Genomic DNA, 23,248 nt, shown 5'->3' on the forward strand with positions numbered 1-23,248 from the left:
TGGCGGATTCGGGAGCCGCCGCCCTCGAGGGTGAAGCCGCACTAAGTCAGATGGGCCATGGGGCGTGGGGCCAGACCAAGCCGCTCTAACGAGAGGCGGCTTAATGACTCGCACGGCCCAGTGCGGCGTTGCTAGCGTCAGTGCCCGTTGATGGCAAAGCCGCCCGGGCGGAGTACGCGTAACAAATCATCTGTCCGGTAATACCGACGAATCCCAGGAGTGTCATTCTTCGCCTAAGTCGGTTTCGGTAGTTTCAGCCTTCGGCGGACCGCCTTGCGTGAGCGCTTCGCTATCCACCAGTAATGACGTGGCACGGCTGCTGAGCAACGAACCCGCCTGGAAGTAACCCATCACCGTGGTCACGCTGCGGTGTTCGGTCATGGCCATCACCTCTCCGAGCGCCACCCCTTGACGCCCTGCTTCTGTGACATACCCCGAGCGCAAACTGTGCGCCGCCCAATCGCCCTCCAGCCCCGCGAGCTGGGCGCGGCGCTGCACGATGCGCGCCACCTGATCGCTCGACAGGCCATCCGCGCTGACCTTGCCACCTTTATACATGCGGCGAAACAGCGGGCCGGATTCGGCCGGTGCCGCCGCCAGCCAGGCCGCCAGCGCAGTTGCGGCCGGGCCACGCAGCGGCTTCTCCCGACGCACACCTGCGGTGTCGGTTTTGGTGGCACCGAGCACATACAACCAGGTGTCAGCATCCAATTGGCGCACATCGCCCACTTGCAGGCCGACCACTTCCGAACGGCGCCGGCCGCCACCGCTCCAGGCCAACAGCAACAGGGCGCGGTCACGAACGCCGCGCACACCATCCGTACAAGTGGCGAGCAGGGCCTGCAACGGCTCGAGCACGATCGCGGTTTTCTTACGCACGTTCACACCTTGGCGTGACTGCGCCTTGCGCGCTTCGCGCAGCAGGATCTTCAACGCCGACGCTTCGGTCGGGCTGTCCCACTCGTTGATCCGGTGCCATTTGCCGAGCACCGCCAGACGGTGACTGACCGTGTTAAACGCCAGCGGTCCCAGCCGGCTCTTGACCCGGGCGGCGACCAGCGCGGCATCGATCGACGACGGCAGCAGATGCGCCCAGCTGCCGTCGGCCAACGGCCGGGCCAGGTGATCGAGGACGAATTGCACGGCCACGGTAACGGGGAGTGGCGCATCGCCCAGAGCCTGGCCATAGCGCAACTGCAACCAGGCCGACCAGTAGGCGAGGGCGCTGCGGTAGCTGCGCACGGTATTCACCGCTGTGCCGGCGGCAATAAAAGCCGCGGCAGCTTCCTGGGCGTTAAGCGCCAGAAAATGCGGGTTCAGCGGGGTTTCCTCGACCAAGGCCAGTTGGTATGTAATATTTAATACGTTCAACGTATGATAATTCCAGTAGTCAGAAAATAACGTCGGATAATCTTTCATTATCAGACCTAATATAGCCGGAGATGAGCCATGGCAGTAGGGGTGCCGGAAACCGAGGTGTTTGCCGCCGCAGACGCGGTGTTGGCCCGCGGCGAACGGCCGACCGTGGAGCGCGTGCGTCTGGAGTTGGGGCGCGGCAGTCCGGCGCGGGTTGGCGGCCTGCTCGATCAATGGTGGGCGCGGTTGGCCGAACGGCTCAGCGGCGAGACCCGTCTACCCGCGCTGCCCGGCGAGGTCTCGCAGGCCTTCGTCGCGGTGTGGCAGCAGGCCATCCACCTGGCCCAGGGCGTCGCCGAACAGGCGTTGTCCGATCAACGTCAGGTCTTGGCTGCCGAGCGCGAGCGAGTTGCTGCTGTCGAGGATCAGGCGCGTCAGGACGCGGCACAGTTTCGCCAACAGGCGACGGACGCAGTAGCGGGGCGCCAGGCAGTTGAGTTGCGCCTGGCGGATCTGGAGCTACTGCTGACCCAGCGCCAGACGCAGATCGAGGATTTGCAGCAGCAGCGTGAAGGTTTGTTGCACGAGCGCCGTGAAGCGCAGCAGCACAACCACACGTTACAGCATGATCTGCAGGCGTTACGGCTCAAGGCCGAGCAGGAGCGTGTGACGCAGGAGGGCTACGTACGTGGCGTTGAAGATCGTGCGCACCGTGAGGTTGACCGCGCGCGGGAGGAGGGCAAGGCCATGGCGGCCCAATTCAAGGAGGCTGGGCGGCACGTCGAGCAGCTGCAACGGCGGCTGGAGTCGACTCAAAACGAGCTGAGTCAAACCCAGCAACATGCCGCGGCACAGCAGGCCCGTGCTGATACGCTGGAGCAACAACTGACGCAGTTACGCCAGGTTCCCGCCGTCAAGCGTAAACCAAAATCCGGCAAATCCGTTGCTTCGACCGGTTGAATCCACAGCCATCAGCGGCCATTCCACACTCCGGCTTGCAGCCTGCGATCCCGATGCAGCAATCAGCTGAACTGAACCTGAGGTTCAGCTTCAGTCCATGAGCGACTGAATTGCCTTAATGGCCTCATGCCTTATTGGATAGGCATACGGATTATGCCCGTTGAGCCGCGCCGACTGGATCAAGCTCATGATCGCCGCAGCCCGTTTTCCGCTTCGTAGCGATCCGGCGAAGAGCCAGTTCTGCGGTTAAGAGCCCTCTGAACCGGGGGTTGAGGGATGATCGGGGGTGAATCTAGGTGATCCAGGAGGTGACAGCAGGATTGACATAGCGATTATGGATTGACTATTGTTCATCTGCGCCTAGGCGTGAACCACAGGGTGGTTACAGGGATCTTCGGATCGCACCCCTCTTCTGATGAAAGTCAGATGGCCCAGTGCCAGGTAACAGCGTCCTGCCCCGTCGAACGCATGCAATCGACGGCTGAGAATCCCGCCTAGAGCGGGATTCGTCGTTTCTGGCCCTTCAACTACCCGGAAGTAAATATCGAAATTTCTGGCATGTAAATGTCCAAAACCGTGTAACCCCTTCCGGTTTTGGATATTTACTTCCAACACGTCGCTGTGTGAAAACTGCATAAGCGTCCGGCAGACACACCGACCCTTCCTAGAGGCTTGGAGGCCTGACAGTTTTGTAATTAAGTCACTGGCCATGCCATGGCACACCGACTTTCCTGAGCAAGTCCATGCTTGTACTCCTCGCTCAATATCCCCGCCAGCCTCTAATCACCGTCTCTTCTGTTGCGCGCTTTATTGCCGTTTTTACGGGAACGAAAGCCGGCAAGGTTGCAGGTGATTGATCCCGGTAGGTCGGTAGCCACTTGCGGATAACGTTGGCGTTGATACCGTGATGGATGGCTACGCTGGAAATCGTCGCTCCGGGTTGCAGGCATTCTTGGACGACCTAGGCTTTGAACGGATTAGGGTAAGAGCTTCGTTGGCGCAAAATCCTAGCGATAAGGGCAATTGCGTCCGCAAAAAATACGCGGACACCATCGCCCTTAATGCTGGAGTTCGGTAGGTGACTTGGCCGGACGCTTACGACCTTTCCAGTAATTCACGACCTTGAGGGCCATGCCAATTCTCCGGGGTGAGCTGCCGCTCGCTGGCGAAATCATCGAAGGATGGCGTGTCGATGAACCCTTCATGGGCGAAGGAAGACTGCACGCATAGGAGATCAGCCGACCATAGGAGTGGCGGCCACGATACCGGGCCGGCCCTCTGGACCCTCAGACGTCCCGAAAGCTTCTCGGCGGTGTCGAGTCGATCCCGATCACTCGAATAAATCGCCTGCGATCCTGCCCTTCTAATTCAAGAGCCCGGGCCTGAAGCAATTTAATGAGCTCACTGAATGTCATTCGATCGGAAGCTGTAGGGTAATGCCATTTTCGATCTTGCTCCTGCAGCACAATGACTAGGAAGCCTGTCGTTGCATTGCGGTTGCGCATGTACTGCCCCACCAACTGGTGCTCGAGTGCTTCCAAATACTGGGGCACGGTCCAGCGCATGGACATCTTGAGTTCGATGGAGGCGTAGTCTGAACCTTTCCGACAAAGCACATCCCGTCGCGTGGCCTCTGCTGTCTCGGACTCCCGCGTAACGGTATAACGAGACCCCGCGAGGTGATTCATTTCACTCCCAAGCAAGGCCTGAAAATCGGCTTCCAACGCGAGGCCTTCCTTGTCGGTACTGATACGAGAAAAGTTCACGGCGCTGAAGACCCGACGAAGACTGAACTCACCTTTTTCAATGCTGTACTTCACGGCCAGAAGGTCTTCCTGGACCGCCAGCGCCAGCGAAAGTGTGCCGGCGACTGGCTGCCTGAAGTCGTCATCGAACTTGTCAAAATCCCGTTGCAATACTGGCGAACGACTGAAGCGTGCTTCCTGCATGTCGAATAAAACACTGCTCAGGTACTGTGCTTGCTCGTCGCCCGCAACCTTGCGAATTGCCTCGAGGGCTTCATAGGCTCTTGTCGACCCTGCTGCAGCAATGGCGGGTATGAGCGCATCACGCAGTTGCTCGGCAGCATCCCGATTACCTGGCGTATACACACTTCCTTCAGGATGCTCGATGTCGTTCTCAGGTCGGACGATACCGAAGGTCCATCTATAAAGGGCGGCCAGTGTGTCAACCCCGTCGTCACTCTGTTTGGCGAGCCCGATCACTTTCGACCCATAGTCCTTTCCGAGGTAGGCCGCCAGTTCGAAAACAAAACTCTGTGCTTGGGGACTGGCGTCAACCAGCCACCGCTCAAGATGGGATTTGAAGGAATCTGGGTGGGTAGTAAGCCAGAAAGCCCCCCACATGACACTTTGCGCCACTGTTTCCAGTAGAGCGGGCTGAATGACGCTCTCGCCTGATTCAGTAAGCATGGCCGTGCTGAATGTCGCCTGAAGTCGACTCGACGCCTGCGCCTCAAACACGTCTTGAGTTGTTGTGCCTGGAACATTGCTTACCAGATTGAGGAGCGACTCGGTCGTGTGATTTCTGCACCGTGGCTGTTTAAGAAGAAAGGACCAGGCCGCCGGCGCCAACGCTTTCTGAATGCTCTCCGGCGCGTTGTTTAATTCAACAAGCAATTCTTCTGCGTGTTCGAAGGAGGTTGGTCCCCGATCCGCGCGCGCGATCAGCTGCTGTAACTCGACAATCGCCACAGTCTGGTGTGCGTCGACCAATGGCCAGAACCATTTAGGAAATCCGTTGATTTCAAAGCAAGCGTATTGAATGGCCTGTCCTACCTGGCTCGCCGACAAGGTCGGCAAATCGGTGCCGTCGCGAAGCTCTTGGCTTAGGCCCAGCAAGCCAGCCACGGTGATGTGGTACGTGGACCTTGGTTCATCCTCCTTAAACATTGGCAGTTGATCGCGCCAAAGCGTGGACAGCCCGGTCTTGAATGCGGCTGCCAGGTCAGCGCCAGCGACCGCCGCCACTGGCTCGATGCTGACGTCGCCATAGCGGGACGACGTGTTTGCCTGCAAAAGCCAGCCAACCAACCAAGCAATTGCCTGACGCCCAGAGCCGTTACTTATCAGGTCAATTTCCTCGTGCAGAGTTGCCAGTGATGCTGCGTCCATGGTCATGCGATTCTGACGATTTTCCTTGGCCGTTGCCCGGGGCTTCCTGCCAGTGGCAATGGGCGCCTGAAATGCCAGAATCGCGGATCGCAGCGGGTCCGACATGAGCGTCGTGGCGTCCTCCAAGGCGGGCTCACAGATAAAGCCAAAGCCAAAAATGGCGTCCCTGAGCACTTCAGTATCTGGGGCGGTCAGCTGTAGGATTTTCCGAAGGAGTTCCAGGCGTACCGCCGGGTTCTGGCCAAGCGCTGTGCGCAGAGCTGAAAAATCACTCGAACCATAAAAGCATTCGCGGAAAAACCGGCGAATGATGAGACAAAGGAGAACCACGCGCGATTCATTGCGGTTCCCTGATCGAGTGATTAGTGAGGCCAGCACATCGATCACAAAACTGATCCGCCGATCGGAGAAGTCCGAATAGACTTTCCTTCGTGCGTCGGGCAGATGACGGTCCCGGACCAAGCGAATTACCAGCGATCGCGCCAGCTGATAGGCCTGTTGCTCATCCGCAGCGTCGAGAACCGGACCAACGATGGTGGAGGTCAGGCGGAAAGCCCCTTGACCCCGGTCAAACTGCCGTTCGACCAAGGTAACGATTTGGGCCGCCGTCAGGTGCGACCAGGCCAGGCGGGTAATCGATGCGGAGATCAGGCTTTCATGGAGAGCAGCTTCCTCCATCAGCGCGGTTGCAATGCCTTGAAGGTCCTCGTTGACGCCAAGGTCCAGCAGGTAATACAGGTCGAGGCTCTGTCGTTGTTTCATGAGCAGTGCCAGGTCACCCTGACACGCCTTCAGCACCTGCTGGCGCAGAATGTCTGAGCGGCTGTGGGTTGCAATATTGATCAGCGCACTTCGGGCGCGATGATTTGAACCATATTGCTCGAACAGCTCGCTGATCAATGGCAGGTTGTAGTCCGCGCCAACCTGCCAGTAGTTTTCGGGTGTGAGATCGTAATGTTTGCGCCCAAGGCGATCCCCTTGTGTCGCCACAAGTTGAATACTTCGCTTGATTGCCTCGTGGGCGTCAGCCTTAGGGATATCCCGGTTACGTAAGTCACCAAAAAAGGCGACCACTTGCGGGTCTCGCGGCAAAAGTTCTTCCCGGCAGTAGGCGCTCAAGGTCGCCAGCCAACCCAAAATCGTCAGCAGCCGACGCTGTACACCACGCTCGCCCGTAGGGGCGTCCCAGGAAAACGCATCGACCAGGCGTTTGGCATCTTCGGGTGATTGAACCCGCGAGGCGAAATGTTGCGCGGCAAGAAACGGAACAAGTTCCTCAGGGTAGAGCTTGACCTGGTGGTGGCCAGCATCAATGAATAGTTGCGATGTCAGCAATTGCTGCAAGGCCGACTCCGGGAGCTGGGTACCCGCAATCAGTCGCACGGAAAGCACAGCGTCATCCACGCCGAACTGTTCCGAAGGCATCTCGATGTTCATCAGCTGACAAACCATTGAGGCTGCCGCAATTCTGCTGACAACCGCCACCTGTGCAGAGGGAGTGCCAGCAGTTGAAAGGCGATCGTCACGCCCTTGTTGGAGTTCGACAGCCTGGACCACCCCCTTGTAAACATCGGTTAGACACTCCGGTTGGCGGTTTACCAGATCGAGGTGGGCAAGGATCGCAAGTCCGCCGGGGCTCTTCGTGAACCCAGGCAGGCCCTTGTTGTGGGCTACCTCGAGGAGTGTGGCCGCATCATCAACCCCTTGTGCACGCTGCAGATAGGTTTTGGCCTGGCTTGAGGTTAGCGAAGCCAGCGAGAAAATGGACAACGCGGTGTGGCTGCTGCTTAACCGGGTGGTTGTGGCCTTGTCCGTCTCATCACCAAGCAGCCCCCCGAAATCGGTCTCCTCCGTGGAAGTGACCTCAAGGGGAACATCCAGAATCTCCGAGAGCTGGCTCAAAACATCCTGAGAGAGTACGGCCGGGCGCGTCGAGATGATCCACTGGGTGTTACTGTTTGGCCATTGGACCGCCTTGAGGACCTGCTTCAGGGCATGATGCAGATCAGCCCGCTGCTTGGGTGAAGCCTCATCCAAGGAATCGATGAACAGGGTGACTGCCGCATCAGGAGCTTGCTGCCAAGCCTGGAAGGCATCAACCTCAGACGGGATCAGTGAGTCCTCAAAGGCACCCCGATCAAGCACTTTGCGCAGCTCGATAAACACCGCGTATTTCCCCGCCATGCGTTCACGCTTTGCCTGTTCCTTGAGTTCAGTGGTTTTCCCGAAGTTAGCCGGCGCGACGATAATCGCGTAGCGGCTTTTCAGTACCTCACCCCATGACAATTTACGACCGTTTAGGTCTGACCGCAGTAATTCCTCCTGATCGTATTTCCTCCGTTGCACGAAGCGTCGGTCTAGGTTGAGGTACGGCATAGGGAGGCGCTCCATGAAAACGGTGCGATACGTTAGCCTCCCGGGCCCGGAGTTGAAAGCTCCCGATCAAAGGCTTGCCTGATATGAAATTACATCTGCAAGCCTGCGGGTGCACTCCATGACATATGTGTGATGCTCACGTTTGCGCCGGAACGGGCCGGCACGGTGATGTAAGCTGCATGGGGTCCAATTCTCGGGCTCGGCAAGAAAGGTCGATTACCCACGTCCTAGTCGCGGCTCACACTGATGTTGTAGCTGACATCGCCCAGTCATTGCTGTAACCGCCGGAAAAATTTTGAGAGCCGCCGCGGTCTCACTATCGTTGATCCGCTACGTTCAGGTAGAAGCTACCCAGTTCGCGGTTGCGCCCCGTACTCTGGTTTATGGTCGGGTCGATATTGAGCTTCGAGTTGCCGGTTCCCTTGAACGCGCTTTCGCTAATGTCCTCCATATCGTCGCTATCGACTTAAGCGAAGTCGGCACATCGGAGCAGGGTGCGAGTATCGAAGGTGGTGGCATTTTGATCTCGACTGCTATTCGATGCAGACTAGGCATTCCCACGACGCGGGGTTGTGGTGCCTACCTGCTGACCAAATTGAGGGTGCATGAAATATATCTGTTTGTTTCTGACTGCTGCCGTGCTGGGGGGCTGCGGAAAATACAACGCAGTCGACACACTGTCTGACGCTAAGTCGGACAGCCGAGACATTAGTCTGTGCGGGGCTGGAGTTGATATCGACAATCGGGTGGGACTGATCATTCGTTCTGAAGCCAACAAGTCAGGGGGTGAGCTTTCGGCTTCTCAGCGCTCCAAAATTCAGGCGGCTGCGGTCGATGCAGGGATTTTGTCAGCAAATGACAATTACGAAACCTATGTGAAGTGCATCCTCGAGCTAAATAAGCGACGTGGTGCCACACAGACGCTGAGTTTGCTACAGCGCCTGCAACAGCCTGCGCTGAAGGTCTGGCGCCAAGGGTACCAAGGTGAGACCAGTTACATTCGACGTTTGGTAATCGAAAACACAGGTGAGGAGCTGACTGAACTGCAGGTGACCAAAGCGCCTTTTCTTGTTGTGAGCGAAAGGTGCCCTGTTGGTCAGGCAAAGAAAGGCGACGGAAAAAAGTGTGCTGATTTACCCATTGCATATATTCCCCTTGCCAATTATTACTCCTCTGTCACTTGGGTTGGGGCCTATAAGGGCGAGCTCTACTCGGTCGATGAAGCACCACATGGCATGGATGACGTGGTGACGCGGTTCGCGCATGACAATGCTATCCCCGGAACCCAAGCGTTGAATAACAGTCTGGCGCTTCTGGTGAGGGTTCGTTACAAGGACAAGTTCCAGGACATGCACGAACGCTTCTTCGATGTAACCTTCGAGCAAAAAGAGATTGATGAGGATCTGGGGCAAGCGCTCTTCGCTAACCGTGAAAAGCTACTTGAGGCAGGCTTGGTGGTTGATGTGCGAGAGATTACGGTGTCACGATTGGCAGAGGTCTGGTCAAGTCTTCGCCACCCCGACACTGAGCTGCAGTCGATCTGGCAACGCTTGGAAAGGCTTCGCTGGGAGGCCTGAGTTCAGCTTGGCGAGCGACGCCCGCGAGAATAATTGCACAGGGGATCTCACTCAGTTGCTCATGCACTTGAGCAAGCCGCGTTCAGAAGCGACTTTTCCGCTTCCTAGTCATAGGAGACCTGCTGTTCCTCCGCAGGGCTGTCGCTCCTTTTCGAGCTGGCGCCCTGCGGGGGCGATTCGCGATCTCGACAGCTAACTATCGCCATTGATGACGTTTGTTGAACCGGTTACTTGGACTTCAAGACTTTGGGATTGGAGTTGCCCCAGATCGTGTACAAGTCAGCCAATAGCGCGCCATTGATGGACTCAAGCTCCGCTTGGGTAATTTCTTCATCACCTTGCCTGCCGTATAGAACGACCTCATCGCCTGCCTGCACGCCCTTGATGTCACTGACGTCAACCATCAGGGTGTTCATGGTGACCTTGCCGATCACCGGCGCGCGTTGGCCGTGGATCAGCACTGAGGCTTTGTTGGAGAACGCCAGTCGATAACCGTCGGAGTAGCCGGCCGGTATGTTGGCGATCAAGGAGTCCTTGCTCAGGGTAATCGACCGCCTCAGGTCGATTGCTGTCTCCTCGTACTCATCATCGATTTCCAGTCTGCTGGCTGAGGCTTCGAGTCCACTCCAGTTCCTTCGTATAACGCTTGCTTCTAGTTATTCATAATCCGAGCTATTTGCTCCAGAACCCGGCTGCGCCTAGGTTAGCGCCTAGCCGAGCTTCAAGCTTTGCGTAAAAGAACAACAACAAGAGAGGCGAATAATGCCTGTGATAACCATCGGTATGGTGGGAATCGGCCAGCTTGGCCTTCCTATCGCAACCAACCTGCTTGCGGCCGGATTTCGCGTTGTCGGTTACCGACGTCGAGATCGCGAGGCCTTCATCCGTCAGGGTGGCATCGCGCTCGAAAGCCCAGCCGCCGTAGCGGCGCAATCAAACTTCATCCTCACTTGCCTGCCCAGCGAAGTGGCCCACATGGAAATCATGGAGGGGCCTGATGGTCTGCTTCAGTCCATAGGGCCGCAGCACACGCTCATCGAAATCGGTACCTACCACAAAGCCTTCAAGCAACGCATGGCTCAGCGCATCGAACAACGTGGTGCGCGGGTACTGGAAGCGGAGGTCAGTGGTACTCCATCCATGGTTTCCCAGCGCAAGGCTTCTTTGTTTCTGGGCGGTGGCCCTGAGTTGGTGGAGCACTGCAAACCAGTGCTTGATGCAATCGCCGACATCCAGTTCCACATCGGTGAGTTCGGGTGCGCAGTCGCGATGAAATTGATCGCCAACTATCTCGTGACCATTCACACCCTAGCCGCAGCCGAGGCGCTAAATCTTGGCGTCAAAGCGGGGTTCAGCGCACAGCAGGTGGTTGAGGTGATTCGCCAAAGCGCGGGTGGCTCAACGATGTTCAGCGCAAGAGCACCGATGATGGCTGATCGTTCTTTCCTGCCGGCGCCAGGACCTTTTGCCACACTGGAAAAGTACATCGACATGGCCAGTGAACTGTCCGAGGAATTCGGTAGCGCCGCGCCTTTGTTCAATGCCGCCAAGCCCTACTTTCTAAGGGCTATCGAAGAAGGCATCGGTGAAGAAGATATCTCGGCAGTGATCAAGTTGATCGAAGCCGACTCCAAGGCCGAGTCCCAGGCACCTTCCAAAAAAGAGAAAACAACATGCTGATTGAACAACGTACCTATCAACTCAAGCCTGGCGCCCTGCACGAATTCCTGCGTGCTTACGAGGAGGAGGGGCTACCACTTCAGGGCGAGGCACTGGGCAACTTGATCGGTTATTTCAAGCCGGAAACGGGGGACATCAACCGAGTCATTCAGTTGTGGGGATATTCCAGCTTCGAGGACCGTGCCCAACGTCGCGCGGCGCTGTCCAGCGATCCAAGATGGCGTACGTTCCTTGGTAAGAACGGTCATCTGGTGGTTGCCCAGCAGGTTGAACTGTTGAGCGCCGCGCCCTTTTCCCCTATTCGTTAAGAAGGAGCATCCAAGATGATTCGTTCTCTACAACACGTAGGCGTGACAGTCCCAGATCTGGAAGTGGGTCGTTCTTTCTACGAAGCTGTCGGGCTCGAAGCCCGCATGGCAGGTGAGCATTTGGTGTTGCGCTGCAAAGGCCGCGCCCAGGATCAAGTGCGACTGATGCCCGGCACCACAAAGCGCCTTAGCTATGTCTCGTTTGGTACCGATATTGAGGGCCTGCAGACTATTCGAGAAAGCCTCAGCTACCACGGTGTGGTCATCCATCCGGCACCGTTTGATATCGGGCAAGACGGATTGTGGTTTCGTGATCCATCCGGCGATTGGGTTCATGTCACCGACGCAGATTCCATGCCGGTAGCTCCTTTGTCCACGCCAGAGTTGAACACCCCGGGCCGTTACCGCCGCATCGGTCAGCGCGGGTGCACACCAGCCTCGAAGTTGCGTCGAGTGACGCCGTTACGCTTGGGCCACTTGATCAAATTCACCCCCGATGTGGACCGTTCCATTGATTTCTATACCCGGGTGCTAGGGATGAAAGTCTCTGATCGCGCAGGGGACAAGATCGCCTTTCTGCGTTGTGGCTGTGGCGGCGATCACCACGTAATGGGCCTGGCTAAGAGCAGCCATAGCGGTCTGCATCATCTCAGTTTTGAGGTGATGGGTATTGATGAGATCGAATTGGGCGCTCAACACCTGATGAGCCTGGGCTACGAAAGCGCTTTTGGCCTTGGACGACATGTGGCCGGTTCCAATTACTTTCATTACATCCGCGACCCTTGGGACAGCATGGTCGAATACTTCTGGGACATCGATGTCATTCCCGAAGATGACAGCGAATGGCTGGCTATCGACGGGGCACCACCAGACCTGATCGCCGTGTGGGCAACCAATCCACCTCCTGAAGCCTTCATTCAGAATTTCGAGGCGGCGCGTGATGAGTGATAGCTCTACGACCAAGGAACTGCTGGCAGGGATGTTGAACAAGCCACTGTTCGTGGTCATGCGTACGCCACGGGACCTGACCCGCGTACCAGAGCTGCTGGACGCCCACTTGAAGTGGGCGATTCTGGCGCAGCAACGCGGCGAGTTGTTCGCTTCCGGGCCCTTTGTCTCGGATCAAACCCTTCCCGGTGAGCTGGGGGGTATGAGCATTTTGCGTGCGGCGGATCATGCCGAAGCTCTGCGCATTGTCCAGTCAGATCCCTTTATCGCCCACGGCGTTTATGACGTAGATGTACGCAAGTGGCTGCTCATGGAAGGCGGCCTCACGCTCCACGTCAGCTTTTCCAACCAACGCTTTTCGCTCCTGTGATGGTGACCCCATGAAGTATCAGCTTTTCACCTATCGGACGGATGTCCAGTCAAACGCTACCGGCCTGCTGGTTGGCGAATACGCCTATGATCTTGGTCAGCTTGTGGCCAGGACCGGCCTTGAGTTACCGGCAGCTTCCGTCGATGCATTGCTCGAGTGCTGGGAAGCGTCCAATCCGCAGCTGCAAAAGCTTGCAATGGCAGTGTTTGAAGCGCCAGCGCAGTATGAGTCGCAGCGGCTTGATCTTGCCACGTTGCACTTTGCTCCGTTTCTGGAACGTCCAGGCACGATCTATTGCGCGGGCGCAAACTATCGAGACCATGTCGAAGCCATGGCTCGTGCGTTCAACATGAAACTGTCGCTGGATCCGCGCAGCGAGGGCATTGCTCCCTGGCATTTCATCAAGCCCGGCCGCGGCAGTCTGGTCGCACACAAGCAAGCGGTAGACTTTCCGACAGGGGTCCGCATGCTCGATTGGGAAGCCGAGTTGGCGGTGGTGATCGGTAAACGAGCGTCGCGTGTCTCCATTGAAGAGGCGCTCGATTATGTGGCGGGTTACACCTGCGCCAATGACCTGTCCGCGCGTGATCGACTGCGTCGCGAGCAAGTCGACCCCAGCTCGCCGTTTCGCTTCGACTGGATTGGCCACAAATGCTTCACGGGTTCTTGCCCGCTGGGCCCGTACCTGACGCCGGCACAATTTGTCAAAGATCCCGAGAACCTGGATATCAAGCTGTCGAGGAATGGTGTGTGGGTACAGGATTCCAATACCCGCAACCATATGTACGGCATTGCAGAGCAGATTTCCTATCTGAGCCAGACCATCGATCTGTTTCCCGGTGATGTTCTGTTGACGGGAACACCGGCGGGCGTGGGCATGGAAAGCCACACATTCCTGGACCGCGGCGATGTATTGAAAGTCTGCATCGAAGGGCTCGGCGAGCTGGAAACCACTATTCGGTAACACCTTGCTGAAGGCCGGGCAATCAATGCCCGGCCGTTGAATAACTCAACTGTTTGCAGCGTCCTGACAAATGACGGTGCGTATCGCTGCGCCTGAAATTTGCCTGTCGTTTTTAAGTAACGCTAGGGCTGAAAGTTTCAAAAAAAAATTCTCCTCCGCAATACAAAAATAAAAATGGAACATGAGATGAACACACTAAAATCAAAAAACCATCGCGCGCCAAACGCTTGGATCAGTACTCTCTGTATAGGTCTTTTTTTCGTTCCGCTTGCCCAGGCAACAGAAGGCGGCGGCACCTCATACCCACTGGGTGTGAATACGGTCCTCGCGGGAAAGATGCCACCACCAGGCTTTACCGAGTTTTTCTACTTGTCCGACTACAGCGCGAATAAAACTCTGGATGGTGATGGCAATCAAAAGCAAGGTATTCACAACTTTGACCTTGATGTTCAAGCACTGTCGATGCGAGTGGATTACGTCTACCAAGATTACTCGATTTTGGGTGCCAAGCTGGCCAGTCGCATTGCCTTGCCCTTGGTCAAGGGCGACGTCAAGTTCGATGTCGATACACCTGCTGGTCGAGTTCATCGCAGCGATCACCAAGAAGGCGTCGGCGATTTGACGGTAACTCCATTTGTATTGGGGTGGAGCTCTCCACGGTACAGCCAATTATTCGCGCTGGATATATTTGCGCCCATCGGGTCCTATGACAAGGACCGCCTTTTCAATCCAGGTCGAAACTACTGGGCTTACGGGCCATGGTACTCGTTTACCGCCTATCCATTGGAGAAACTGGAGGTCAGCGCCAAGCTCATTTATATGTTCAATGGTGAGAACTCCGCTACCCACTATCGCTCCGGCCGTGAGTTCAACGCCGACTACAACATTGGCTACAACATCACTCCCGAATGGCAAGTGGGCGTGAACGGCTATGCGTATAAGCAGCTCAGCGATGATGAGAAGAATGGTCAGACGTACCTGGATGGTAACCGTGGTCGGGTCGTTGCAATCGGCCCCTCGATCAAATACCAAACCCCGGCAATCGGGTTTGTCATGAAAGTGCAGCACGAAATGCTGGTCGAGAACCGTGCCGAAGGTAATAAATTCTGGCTGCAGGCCGTTTACCGATTCTGAACTTTGCCTCTTTCCAGGGCCGCCATAAACAACATGGCGGCCCGCGGAACGAACATCACTGTCCAATAATTAAAAGCAGGTGAAATCGTGACTGGAATATCCAAGTGGCATGTACTGATCGGCGGATTCATCGCCTACCTTTTTGATGCGATGGAGATCATTCTGCTAACGCTCGCTCTGCCGGTTATCCGCCAGGACCTGGGTTTCAGCCTCCATGAGGTGGGTGCGCTGGCTAGCGCTACATTGCTGGGTATTGGTGTGAGCGGCGTTGCCACAGGTTGGTACTCCGACAACTTCGGTCGGCGCAAGGCATTGATTGCATCGCTGGCGATCTTCGGCGCACTGACCTGTTTCTTTGCATTCGCTCATGATCTCTACGTAATGGCGGGCCTGAGGTTTGTCTCTGGTCTTGGCCTTGGCGGGGTATGGACGATCCTCTCAGCTTATATCGTAGAAACGTGGCCGCCCAAGCAACGCGCTAGAGCCATATCCTTCGTGATCAGTGCCTTCCCAGTTGGCGCCATCGTGGCTGCGCTGGCTGCAAAGTTCATGCTGCCGGAATGGCGTTTGATGTTTTTCGTGTCCGGTGCCTCGGTGATACTGCCGATCATTTATGTATTTTTTCTGATTCCGGAATCGCCGGCCTGGGAGGCTCAGCGCAATACACAGGGCACTACTGCGCAGCGGATATCGGTCAGGGAGATTTTTTCGCCTGAACTACTTCGTTACACCCTGCTGGGGTCTCTTGCAGCCAGCTTTGCGTTGCTTGGTTCCTGGGGCGTCAGCACGTGGCTGCCCACCTACCTGATACAGGACCGTGGCTTGAATCTGGCGTCGATGACCAGCTTTATGGCGGTACTCCATCTCGGGAATTTCTTTGGCCTGAACGTATTCGGCTTCATCGCCGATCGCATTGGCAAGCGGCTTACGATTGTTATATCGCTGTTGCTGACATCCATGATGGCGCTGGTCTATGTCTATACCACCCAGACCCAATCGCTGATCTGGATAGGGGCGGGGTACGCATTTTTCATGGTGTTCGCTGGGTTGTTCGGTTCTTACTTCAGCGAGATGTACCCCATCCGGGTGCGAACGCTTGGAGCGGGCTTCTGTTTCAATGCGGGTCGCGGACTGGCGGCTTTCGCACCCGTGCTGCTCAGTGGCATTGCCAGCTTCTATAGCCTGGCAGCGGGATTGATCGTCTGCGCCGGCTTCTACGTCATTTCCGCATTGTTTGTGTTCTCCATGCCAAGGAGTAAAACAGTGAATGAGGTCAGTACGCAGGCAGGCGCTTCAGACATTGCCAAGGAGGCAATCGGGTGACCTGATTTGTTGGTGAAAATGCCTCGTATCTGTAGATACGGGGCATTTTTTTTACCCCGAAAAACTGGATGTAGAGGGTGATACACGTATAAATAAATCAGATACCGCAAATAACTAATATTTGCTTCTTTTATTTATTGGCCAGCGGGAAGATGGTTCCCAGACAACAATAAATAAGAGGACATGCCTCATGATTAACCTGCATGACATTCGGTACATACGGCTTGGCACCGCGAATCTGGACGAGGCACGTCGCTACGCCACACAGGTTCTCGGCTTGCAGATCGCGAGAGAAGCCAATGGAGCGGTGTACTTCCGATCGGACAGCCGAGACCATACGCTTTGCTATTACGAGGGCGATCCGCAAGAAACCACAACAGCGTTCGAAGTCAGAACAGCGCAGGACCTGGAAGACGCAGCGGTCTTGCTGGAGCGTAATGAATTCAACGTACAGCATGGCTCACGTGCAGACGCTGAAGTGCGCTATGTCGACGACTTCATTCGCTTCAAAGATCCCAGCGGCAACAACATCGAGCTGGTCTTGCGTCCCCAGGCAAGCGGGCGACGCTATTTCCCGAGTCGCGATGCAGGCATCACCGGTTTCAGCCATATTGGCTTGCGCACCATGAATGCCCGGCGTGACGAACTGTTCTGGACTCAGCTGGCAAACGCCAGGGTCAGTGACCGAATTGGCGAGGCGCCGCTGCTGCGTATCGACGAGATCCATCACAAGATCGCCTTGTTCCCTTCCTCCCATCCCGGCGTGCAACACATCAACCACCAGGTGGAAACCGTCGATGACTTGATGCGCGCCTACTACTTCCTGGTTGAACGGGGCATTCGGATTCTCTTTGGTCCGGGACGCCACCCTACCTCGGGCGCGATGTTCCTCTATTTCGAGGGACCTGACGGCATGACCTACGAATACTCGACAGGGGTCAGCCTAATCTCTCCAGAGAATGATGCAACCCACCAGCCTCGGCAGTTTCCGGCGGAGGGTGCGGGATTCTGCGCCTGGGGTGCGAAGCCTGACATTCCGGAATTCAAATCGTGAGTCGCTTGCCAATACCCGGCCGCGAGGAGCAGTCGCAGGTGCGCGTGGCGGCGCGCGCTTTGGCCCGTGCGGGTCTGGTGCATGCCTACGGGCACTGCAGCCTGCGTCTGGATGACGAGCACTTTCTGGTCTGCGCCGCGCAACCGATGGGTTTGATCCAGCCGGGCGAGCCAGGAATCGTGGTACCGGTCAAAGGTGAGTTGCCCGACGGCGTGCTGGGTGAGGTTCGTATCCACCAGCAAATATATCGTCGGCGCCCAGACGTCCACGCAGTGATCCGAAGCATGCCTGCCCAGGTCATGACCCTGTCATGCGCAAGGCTCACACCTCAACCGCGCCATGGCATGGGCAGCTACTTTCAGCAGCCAATCCCGCTGTGGGACGACCCGCAACTGCTGCGCAGCGACGAGCAAGCCAGCGCCTTGGCCAATCAATTAGGGCAGGGGAATGCGCTGGTCATGCGTGGCAACGGCGCCATCGTCGTTGGCGCGTCACTGATCGAAGCGTTGACGCTGACCTGGTATCTGGAAGACGCCGCGCGGATTGAGTTGCAACTGCACAGCGCAGGTCTTGCCACCCAAGGGCCGGTACTCGACCCACAGGCCTGCGCGCGACGGGCTGTCACCAGCGGCCGAATTTACGAACGTATGTGGGAATACCTGACGGCGGGTGATCCCGAAGCCAGCGCTCCAGCCAACTAGAAAAGAAGGAACACCTTATGCCTGCTAAAGAATTCCGCCATTTCATCAATGGTGAATGGGTGAGTAGCACCCGTACCTTCGAAAACCGCAACCCGGCCGATAACAGCCTGATCGGCTTGGTGCACGAGGCCGGCAAAGCTGAGGTAGACGCCGCTGTGCGAGCTGCGCAAGCTGCATTGAAAGGCCCTTGGGGCAGCATGACTGTCGCCCAGCGAACGGCCCTGTTGCACAAAGTGGCGGAGGGCATCGAACGTCGCCATGAAGAGTTTGTGGCTGCGGAAGTGGCCGACACCGGAAAACCCCGCGCACTCGCCGGGCACTTGGACATTCCCCGTGGCGCGGCCAACTTCAAGGTGTTCGCCGACCTGATCAAGAATGTGCCGACTGAAAGCTTCGTGATGGACACCCCTGACGGTGGCAAGGCGGTGAACTACAGCGTGCGAGCACCACGTGGCGTCATCGCTGTTGTTTGTCCCTGGAATCTGCCGCTGTTGCTGATGACCTGGAAGGTTGGGCCGGCCCTGGCCTGTGGCAATACTGTGGTGGTCAAACCTTCGGAAGAGACCCCAGCCACGGCCACGCTGCTCGCCGAAGTCATGAATGAAGCAGGCGTGCCACCGGGTGTGTACAACGTGGTACATGGTTTTGGCGGTGACTCGGCCGGTGCCTTCCTCACCGCTCACCCAGAGGTCAATGGTGTCACCTTCACCGGTGAAACCGGCACGGGCGAGATCATCATGAAGGCCGCAGCCAAGGGTATCCGCCCGGTATCGCTGGAACTGGGCGGTAAGAACGCCGGCATCGTTTTCGCCGATGCGGACCTGGAAAAAGCCGTCAAAGGATTGGGACGCGCCGTGTTCGAGAACAGTGGTCAGGTTTGCCTGGGGACCGAGCGCATCTACGTGCAACGTCCGCTGTTCGAGCGTTTTGTCGCAGCGTTCAAGGCCCACGCCGAAGGCATCAAAGTTGGTGACCCGAACCAACACGACAGCACCATGGGACCGGTGATCTCACTCGGTCACCGCGAAAAAATTCTCTCTTATTGCCGTCAGGCAGTCGCCGACGGTGCCACGGTGGTCCACGGCGGTGGCATCGCCCAGGTACCGGAGCACTTGGCCGAAGGGGCTTGGTTCGAGCCGACGATCTGGACCGACCTCTCGGAAACTTCGGCCGTGGTGCGCGAGGAAATTTTCGGTCCGGTTTGCCACATCGCCCCCTTTGATACCGAAGAAGAAGTCGTCCGCCTGGCTAACGACACACCCTATGGCCTGGCTGCCAGTGTGTGGACTAGCAACCTGCAGGTCGCCCATCGTCTGGGCAGTGCACTGGACGTGGGTGTTTGCTGGATTAACTCGTGGTTTCTGCGCGACCTGCGTACCGCTTTCGGCGGTGCCAAGCAGTCGGGTATCGGCCGTGAGGGGGGCGTGCATTCGCTTGAATTCTACACCGAACTGCGCAACGTCTGCGTGCGGCTGTAAGGAGCCATTCATGAATAAACAAGAGATCCACGTACTCGGCCAGCAACTACACCAGGCCCTCAGCAACGGCCAGGCTTTGGCGCCGCTGACCGACACCTACCCGGACATGACCCTGGAGCAGGCCTATGAGGTACAGCTGGCGATGGTCCAGCGACGCCTTGATGACGGCCAGCGGGTCATCGGAAAAAAGATCGGCGTCACGAGCAAAGTAGTGATGGACATGCTCGGCGTCGATCAGCCGGACTTCGGTCATCTGCTCTCGGACATGCTCTATGCCGACGGCGCCGCCATCGCCATCGACGGTTTGATCGCACCCAAGGCCGAAGGCGAAATCGCGTTCGTGCTCAAGGAAGACCTGCATGGCCCCGGTATCACCGTGGCTGATGTTTTACGGGCCACTGACTATGTGATGCCGTGCTTCGAGATCGTCGATTCGCGCATCCGTGACTGGAAGATCCGCATCCAGGACACCGTCGCCGACAACGCCTCCGCCGGGGCTTTCGTCCTGGGCGGGCAGGGCGTGTCCCCGCGTGACGTTGACCTGGCCTGTGTCGGCATGACCCTGGAAAAGAACGGTGAAGTGGTTGCCACCGGCGCCGGTGCTGCGGCCCTCGGCCATCCGGCGAATGCCGTGGCCTGGCTGGCTAACAAGCTCGGTGAACTTGGCATTGGCCTGAATAAGGGCGAAGTCATTCTCTCTGGTTCACTGGCAGCCATGGTACTGGTCAAGGCCGGTGATCAATTGCGCATCAGCCTGGGCGGCATCGGCTCGGCTTCTGTTCGTTTCGTTTGAAGGAAACCTTTATGAATCTCTCTGCAAGCACTATCGCCCAACTGGCCGAACACCTGGAAAACGCCGAGCTCAACCGTGAGGCGGTGGCCAAGATTACCGACGCCCACCCGGACATGGACTGGGAAGACGCCTACGCCATTCAGGACACCATTCGCCAACGCAAAGAGTCACGCGGTGTACGTATCGCCGGCCTGAAAATGGGCCTGACGTCTTTCACAAAAATGAAGCAAATGGGGGTCACTGACCCGATCCACGGCTTCCTTACGGACTACGGCTCTTGCCTGGACGGCGCGGCTATCGATGTTGACGGGTTGATCCATCCCAAGGTCGAAGCAGAAATCGCCTTTGTCCTCAAGCATCCGCTCAAGGGACCGGGCGTGCATGTTGGCGATGTATTGGCGGCCACCGATTTTATTTTGCCGGCAGTCGAAGTGATCGACTCGCGCTACGAGAACTTCCGCTTCGATCTCAAGAGCGTCATTGCCGACAACACGTCTTCGGCACGTTTTGTCACCGGCGGACAAATGAGCGGCGTGCAGGGCATTGACCTTAAATGCCTGGGTGTGGTGCTGGAGAAGAACGGCGAAGTAGTCGCCACCGGTGCCGGCGCCGCGGTGCTCGGGCACCCGGCGCAGAGCGTCGCCATGCTGGCCAACATGCTCGGTGCCAAGGGGCGTGAACTACCGGCGGGCTGCTTCATCATGACCGGCGGCATCACCGAGGCCATTGCCGTTGCTGCCGGGGACAACATCACCGTCCGCTACCAGCATTTGGGCAGCGTCTCCATGCGCTTCACTTCGTCCAGCCAGCGTTGATCCGGAGCTATCGACCATGCCTATCGCAATGATCCACCTCGCCGAAGGACGCAGTGAAGAGAAGAAGCATGCGCTGTTGGTCAATGTCACCCAGGCCATCGCGCAAAGCCTCGATGTGCCCGTAGATAGCGTCCGTGTGCTGCTTCAAGAGATTCCCGAAACCCAGTGGGCTGCGGGTGGCAAGACCCTTGCCGAACGCCGGCGTGGTAACGCCTGATCCCAGGCTGTGTGCAACGACAGGACACAATAACAATGAGCAATCCAATAAGCGTCGCCATCATCGGCTCGGGCAACATCGGCACTGACCTGATGATCAAGATTTTGCGTCACGGCAAGCACCTGAAAATGGCCGCCATGGTCGGCATCGACCCGACCTCTGATGGTTTGGCCCGCGCTCAACGCATGGGTGTGGCGGTGACCCATGAAGGGGTTGAAGGCCTGACCCGCATGGACGTATTCAAGGACATCGATTTCGTCTTCGATGCCACCTCGGCCGGCGCCCACGTGAAAAACGATGCCTTCCTGCGCTCGATCAAACCCGGCATCCGTCTGATCGACCTGACACCTGCAGCCATCGGCCCGTATTGCGTGCCGGTGGTCAATCTGGAACAGAATCTCGGCCAACTCAACGTCAACATGGTTACCTGCGGTGGCCAGGCGACCATCCCCATGGTCGCAGCGGTATCACGTGTGGCCAAGGTGCACTATGCCGAAATTGTCGCCTCGATCGCCAGCAAGTCCGCGGGTCCTGGCACTCGTGCCAACATCGACGAATTCACCGAAACCACCTCCAAGGCTATCGAAGCGATCGGCGGCGCATCCAAGGGCAAGGCGATCATCGTGATGAACCCGGCCGAACCGCCGCTGATGATGCGTGACACGGTGTTTGTGCTGTCCGAAGCCGCTGATCAGACACTGGTCGAGGCCTCCATCGAAGAGATGGCGGCCGCCGTACAGGCCTATGTGCCGGGCTATCGCCTCAAGCAAAAAGTCCAGTTCGACGTCATCCCTGAAGACGCACCACTGAACATACCGGGTCTTGGTAAGTTCTCCGGCCTCAAGACCTCAGTGTTCCTTGAAGTCGAAGGCGCCGCCCACTACCTGCCAGCCTATGCCGGCAACCTCGACATCATGACTTCCGCTGCCTTGGCCACCGCCGAGCGCATGGCGCAGTCGATGCTCAACGCCTGAGGAGACCGTCATGACTTTCAATCCCGGCAAAAAAATTTATATCTCCGACGTAACCCTGCGCGACGGCAGCCACGCGATTCGTCACCAGTATTCGCTGCAAAACGTGCAGGACATTGCCCGCGCCTTGGACAAAGCCAAGGTCGATTCGATCGAAGTGGCGCATGGTGATGGCCTGCAAGGGTCGAGCTTCAACTACGGCTTCGCGGCGCACACCGACCTGGAATGGATCGAAGCCGCCGCCGATGTGATCAGCCACGCCAAGATCACTACCTTGTTGTTGCCTGGCATCGGCACCGTGCATGACTTGAAAGCAGCCTACAACGCCGGTGCCCGGGTGGTGCGCATCGCCACTCATTGCACCGAGGCCGATGTGTCGAAACAGCACATCGAATATGCCCGCGAGCTGGGCATGGACACCGTCGGTTTCCTGATGATGAGCCACATGATTCCGGCCGAGCAGTTGGCTGCCCAAGCCAAGTTGATGGAGAGCTACGGCGCGACCTGCGTGTACATGGCCGACTCCGGTGGGGCGATGAACATGCAGGACATCCGCGAGCGTTTCCGTGCGTTCAAGGCGGTGCTCAAGCCGGAAACCGAAACCGGCATGCACGCCCACCACAACTTAAGCCTGGGCGTGGCCAACTCCATCGTCGCGGTGGAAGAGGGCTGTGACCGCATTGACGCCAGCCTGGCTGGCATGGGGGCGGGGGCGGGCAACGCGCCATTGGAGGTGTTCATCGCTGCCGCCGAGCGACTGGGCTGGAATCATGGCACCGACCTCTACACCTTGATGGATGCCGCCGATGACATCATCCGTCCGCTGCAGGACCGTCCGGTGCGGGTAGATCGCGAGACGCTGGCGCTGGGTTATGCAGGCGTTTACTCCAGCTTCCTGCGTCATGCCGAAGCGGCGGCCCAGCGCTACGGGTTGCGTACCGTCGACATCCTGGTCGAATTGGGACGGCGAAAAATGGTCGGTGGGCAAGAGGACATGATCGTCGATGTGGCACTGGACCTGACAAGACGTTGAGTTATCCACGCGTCCGCATAACACTAAAGAATTCCAGTTTTACTGCACCTGCCGGT

19 protein-coding genes and 2 pseudogenes are annotated in these 23,248 nt (G+C 57.4%); 17 read left to right on the top strand and 4 right to left on the bottom strand.

Annotation, left to right across the window (positions count from 1 at the left end):
- Positions 1-222: 222 nt before the first annotated feature.
- Positions 223-1,371, bottom strand: a complete 1,149-nt coding sequence (locus AC07W5_RS15965) for a site-specific integrase (protein ID WP_495023786.1) — start codon at positions 1,369-1,371, stop codon at positions 223-225.
- A gap of 78 nt (positions 1,372-1,449) precedes the next feature.
- Here AC07W5_RS15965 and AC07W5_RS15970 point away from each other — a divergent pair, with 78 nt between their 5' ends.
- Entirely contained in the window at positions 1,450-2,316 is an 867-nt protein-coding gene (locus AC07W5_RS15970) for a DNA-binding protein (RefSeq protein WP_495023787.1), read from the top strand.
- A gap of 760 nt (positions 2,317-3,076) precedes the next feature.
- Here AC07W5_RS15970 and AC07W5_RS15975 read toward each other — a convergent pair.
- Positions 3,077-3,265: pseudogene (locus AC07W5_RS15975) on the bottom strand (transposase); the annotation flags it as partial.
- Positions 3,266-3,602: 337 nt separating this feature from the next.
- Positions 3,603-7,826 carry an NACHT domain-containing protein gene (locus tag AC07W5_RS15980; protein ID WP_494991591.1) on the bottom strand — a complete coding sequence of 1,408 codons (4,224 nt, stop codon included), beginning with the start codon at positions 7,824-7,826 and terminating at the stop codon, positions 3,603-3,605.
- Positions 7,827-8,431: 605 nt separating this feature from the next.
- Between AC07W5_RS15980 and AC07W5_RS15985 the strand changes: the two genes are divergently transcribed.
- Entirely contained in the window at positions 8,432-9,403 is a 972-nt protein-coding gene (locus AC07W5_RS15985; protein WP_494991592.1) for a hypothetical protein, read from the top strand.
- Between the two features lie 227 nt (positions 9,404-9,630).
- On the opposite strand, the pseudogene AC07W5_RS15990 reads toward AC07W5_RS15985, so the two are convergent.
- Positions 9,631-9,957, bottom strand: a pseudogene (locus AC07W5_RS15990) (alanine racemase C-terminal domain-containing protein); the annotation flags it as partial.
- Between the two features lie 208 nt (positions 9,958-10,165).
- Between AC07W5_RS15990 and AC07W5_RS15995 the strand changes: the two are divergent.
- The 15 genes from AC07W5_RS15995 (at position 10,166) to dmpG (ending at position 23,192) form a co-directional block, all read left to right on the top strand.
- The gene (locus AC07W5_RS15995; RefSeq protein WP_494991593.1) at positions 10,166-11,083 is read left to right on the top strand and encodes an NAD(P)-dependent oxidoreductase; all 918 of its coding nucleotides are present in this window, start codon (positions 10,166-10,168) and stop codon (positions 11,081-11,083) included.
- Positions 11,077-11,391, top strand: coding sequence for an NIPSNAP family protein (locus tag AC07W5_RS16000; protein ID WP_494991594.1), 315 nt, complete (start codon positions 11,077-11,079; stop codon positions 11,389-11,391). Before AC07W5_RS15995 ends, AC07W5_RS16000 begins: the two co-directional genes overlap by 7 nt.
- 15 nt (positions 11,392-11,406) lie before the next feature.
- Positions 11,407-12,339, top strand: coding sequence for a VOC family protein (locus AC07W5_RS16005; protein WP_494991595.1), 933 nt, complete (start codon positions 11,407-11,409; stop codon positions 12,337-12,339).
- Positions 12,332-12,709: a YciI family protein gene (locus tag AC07W5_RS16010; RefSeq protein WP_008001969.1), complete on the top strand. Its 378-nt coding sequence runs from the start codon at positions 12,332-12,334 to the stop codon at positions 12,707-12,709. Before AC07W5_RS16005 ends, AC07W5_RS16010 begins: the two co-directional genes overlap by 8 nt.
- A 10-nt stretch (positions 12,710-12,719) precedes the next feature.
- A complete protein-coding gene (locus AC07W5_RS16015; protein WP_007987871.1) occupies positions 12,720-13,673 on the top strand; it encodes a fumarylacetoacetate hydrolase family protein in 954 nt (317 codons plus the stop codon).
- 186 nt (positions 13,674-13,859) lie between these two features.
- The gene (locus AC07W5_RS16020) at positions 13,860-14,807 is read left to right on the top strand and encodes a SphA family protein (RefSeq protein ID WP_007987872.1); all 948 of its coding nucleotides are present in this window, start codon (positions 13,860-13,862) and stop codon (positions 14,805-14,807) included.
- A gap of 87 nt (positions 14,808-14,894) precedes the next feature.
- Complete coding sequence (locus tag AC07W5_RS16025) at positions 14,895-16,130, top strand: MFS transporter (protein ID WP_494991596.1); 1,236 nt, start codon at positions 14,895-14,897, stop codon at positions 16,128-16,130.
- A gap of 190 nt (positions 16,131-16,320) precedes the next feature.
- Positions 16,321-17,184, top strand: coding sequence for a VOC family protein (locus tag AC07W5_RS16030; RefSeq protein WP_008018101.1), 864 nt, complete (start codon positions 16,321-16,323; stop codon positions 17,182-17,184).
- Positions 17,181-17,885, top strand: coding sequence for a class II aldolase/adducin family protein (locus AC07W5_RS16035; protein WP_494991597.1), 705 nt, complete (start codon positions 17,181-17,183; stop codon positions 17,883-17,885). The genes AC07W5_RS16030 and AC07W5_RS16035 overlap by 4 nt, the downstream gene beginning before the upstream one ends.
- 17 nt (positions 17,886-17,902) lie before the next feature.
- Entirely contained in the window at positions 17,903-19,363 is a 1,461-nt protein-coding gene (locus AC07W5_RS16040; protein WP_494991598.1) for a 2-hydroxymuconic semialdehyde dehydrogenase, read from the top strand.
- Between the two features lie 10 nt (positions 19,364-19,373).
- Positions 19,374-20,156, top strand: a complete 783-nt coding sequence (dmpE, locus tag AC07W5_RS16045; protein WP_494991599.1) for a 2-oxopent-4-enoate hydratase — start codon at positions 19,374-19,376, stop codon at positions 20,154-20,156.
- Positions 20,157-20,167: 11 nt separating this feature from the next.
- Complete coding sequence (gene dmpH / locus AC07W5_RS16050) at positions 20,168-20,971, top strand: 2-oxo-3-hexenedioate decarboxylase (protein ID WP_495023788.1); 804 nt, start codon at positions 20,168-20,170, stop codon at positions 20,969-20,971.
- Between the two features lie 16 nt (positions 20,972-20,987).
- Entirely contained in the window at positions 20,988-21,188 is a 201-nt protein-coding gene (locus AC07W5_RS16055; RefSeq protein ID WP_008055305.1) for a 2-hydroxymuconate tautomerase family protein, read from the top strand.
- Between the two features lie 35 nt (positions 21,189-21,223).
- Entirely contained in the window at positions 21,224-22,162 is a 939-nt protein-coding gene (locus tag AC07W5_RS16060) for an acetaldehyde dehydrogenase (acetylating) (protein WP_494991600.1), read from the top strand.
- 10 nt (positions 22,163-22,172) lie between these two features.
- Complete coding sequence (dmpG, locus tag AC07W5_RS16065; protein ID WP_008018097.1) at positions 22,173-23,192, top strand: 4-hydroxy-2-oxovalerate aldolase; 1,020 nt, start codon at positions 22,173-22,175, stop codon at positions 23,190-23,192.
- Positions 23,193-23,248: the final 56 nt, after the last annotated feature.

Source organism: Pseudomonas sp. GW821-FHT01E05 (assembly GCF_059422425.1).

Excerpts from the sequence above, each read along its gene's own strand:
- AC07W5_RS15970 (WP_495023787.1), top strand. The coding sequence starts at position 1,450 with ATGGCAGTAGGGGTGCCGGAAACCGAGGTGTTTGCCGCCGCAGACGCG.
- AC07W5_RS15980 (WP_494991591.1), bottom strand. The coding sequence starts at position 7,826 with ATGCCGTACCTCAACCTAGACCGACGCTTCGTGCAACGGAGGAAATAC.
- AC07W5_RS15985 (WP_494991592.1), top strand. The coding sequence starts at position 8,432 with ATGAAATATATCTGTTTGTTTCTGACTGCTGCCGTGCTGGGGGGCTGC.
- AC07W5_RS15995 (WP_494991593.1), top strand. The coding sequence starts at position 10,166 with ATGCCTGTGATAACCATCGGTATGGTGGGAATCGGCCAGCTTGGCCTT.
- AC07W5_RS16000 (WP_494991594.1), top strand. The coding sequence starts at position 11,077 with ATGCTGATTGAACAACGTACCTATCAACTCAAGCCTGGCGCCCTGCAC.
- AC07W5_RS16005 (WP_494991595.1), top strand. The coding sequence starts at position 11,407 with ATGATTCGTTCTCTACAACACGTAGGCGTGACAGTCCCAGATCTGGAA.
- AC07W5_RS16010 (WP_008001969.1), top strand. The coding sequence starts at position 12,332 with ATGAGTGATAGCTCTACGACCAAGGAACTGCTGGCAGGGATGTTGAAC.
- AC07W5_RS16015 (WP_007987871.1), top strand. The coding sequence starts at position 12,720 with ATGAAGTATCAGCTTTTCACCTATCGGACGGATGTCCAGTCAAACGCT.
- AC07W5_RS16020 (WP_007987872.1), top strand. The coding sequence starts at position 13,860 with ATGAACACACTAAAATCAAAAAACCATCGCGCGCCAAACGCTTGGATC.
- AC07W5_RS16030 (WP_008018101.1), top strand. The coding sequence starts at position 16,321 with ATGATTAACCTGCATGACATTCGGTACATACGGCTTGGCACCGCGAAT.
- AC07W5_RS16040 (WP_494991598.1), top strand. The coding sequence starts at position 17,903 with ATGCCTGCTAAAGAATTCCGCCATTTCATCAATGGTGAATGGGTGAGT.
- dmpE (WP_494991599.1), top strand. The coding sequence starts at position 19,374 with ATGAATAAACAAGAGATCCACGTACTCGGCCAGCAACTACACCAGGCC.
- dmpH (WP_495023788.1), top strand. The coding sequence starts at position 20,168 with ATGAATCTCTCTGCAAGCACTATCGCCCAACTGGCCGAACACCTGGAA.
- AC07W5_RS16055 (WP_008055305.1), top strand. The coding sequence starts at position 20,988 with ATGCCTATCGCAATGATCCACCTCGCCGAAGGACGCAGTGAAGAGAAG.
- AC07W5_RS16060 (WP_494991600.1), top strand. The coding sequence starts at position 21,224 with ATGAGCAATCCAATAAGCGTCGCCATCATCGGCTCGGGCAACATCGGC.
- dmpG (WP_008018097.1), top strand. The coding sequence starts at position 22,173 with ATGACTTTCAATCCCGGCAAAAAAATTTATATCTCCGACGTAACCCTG.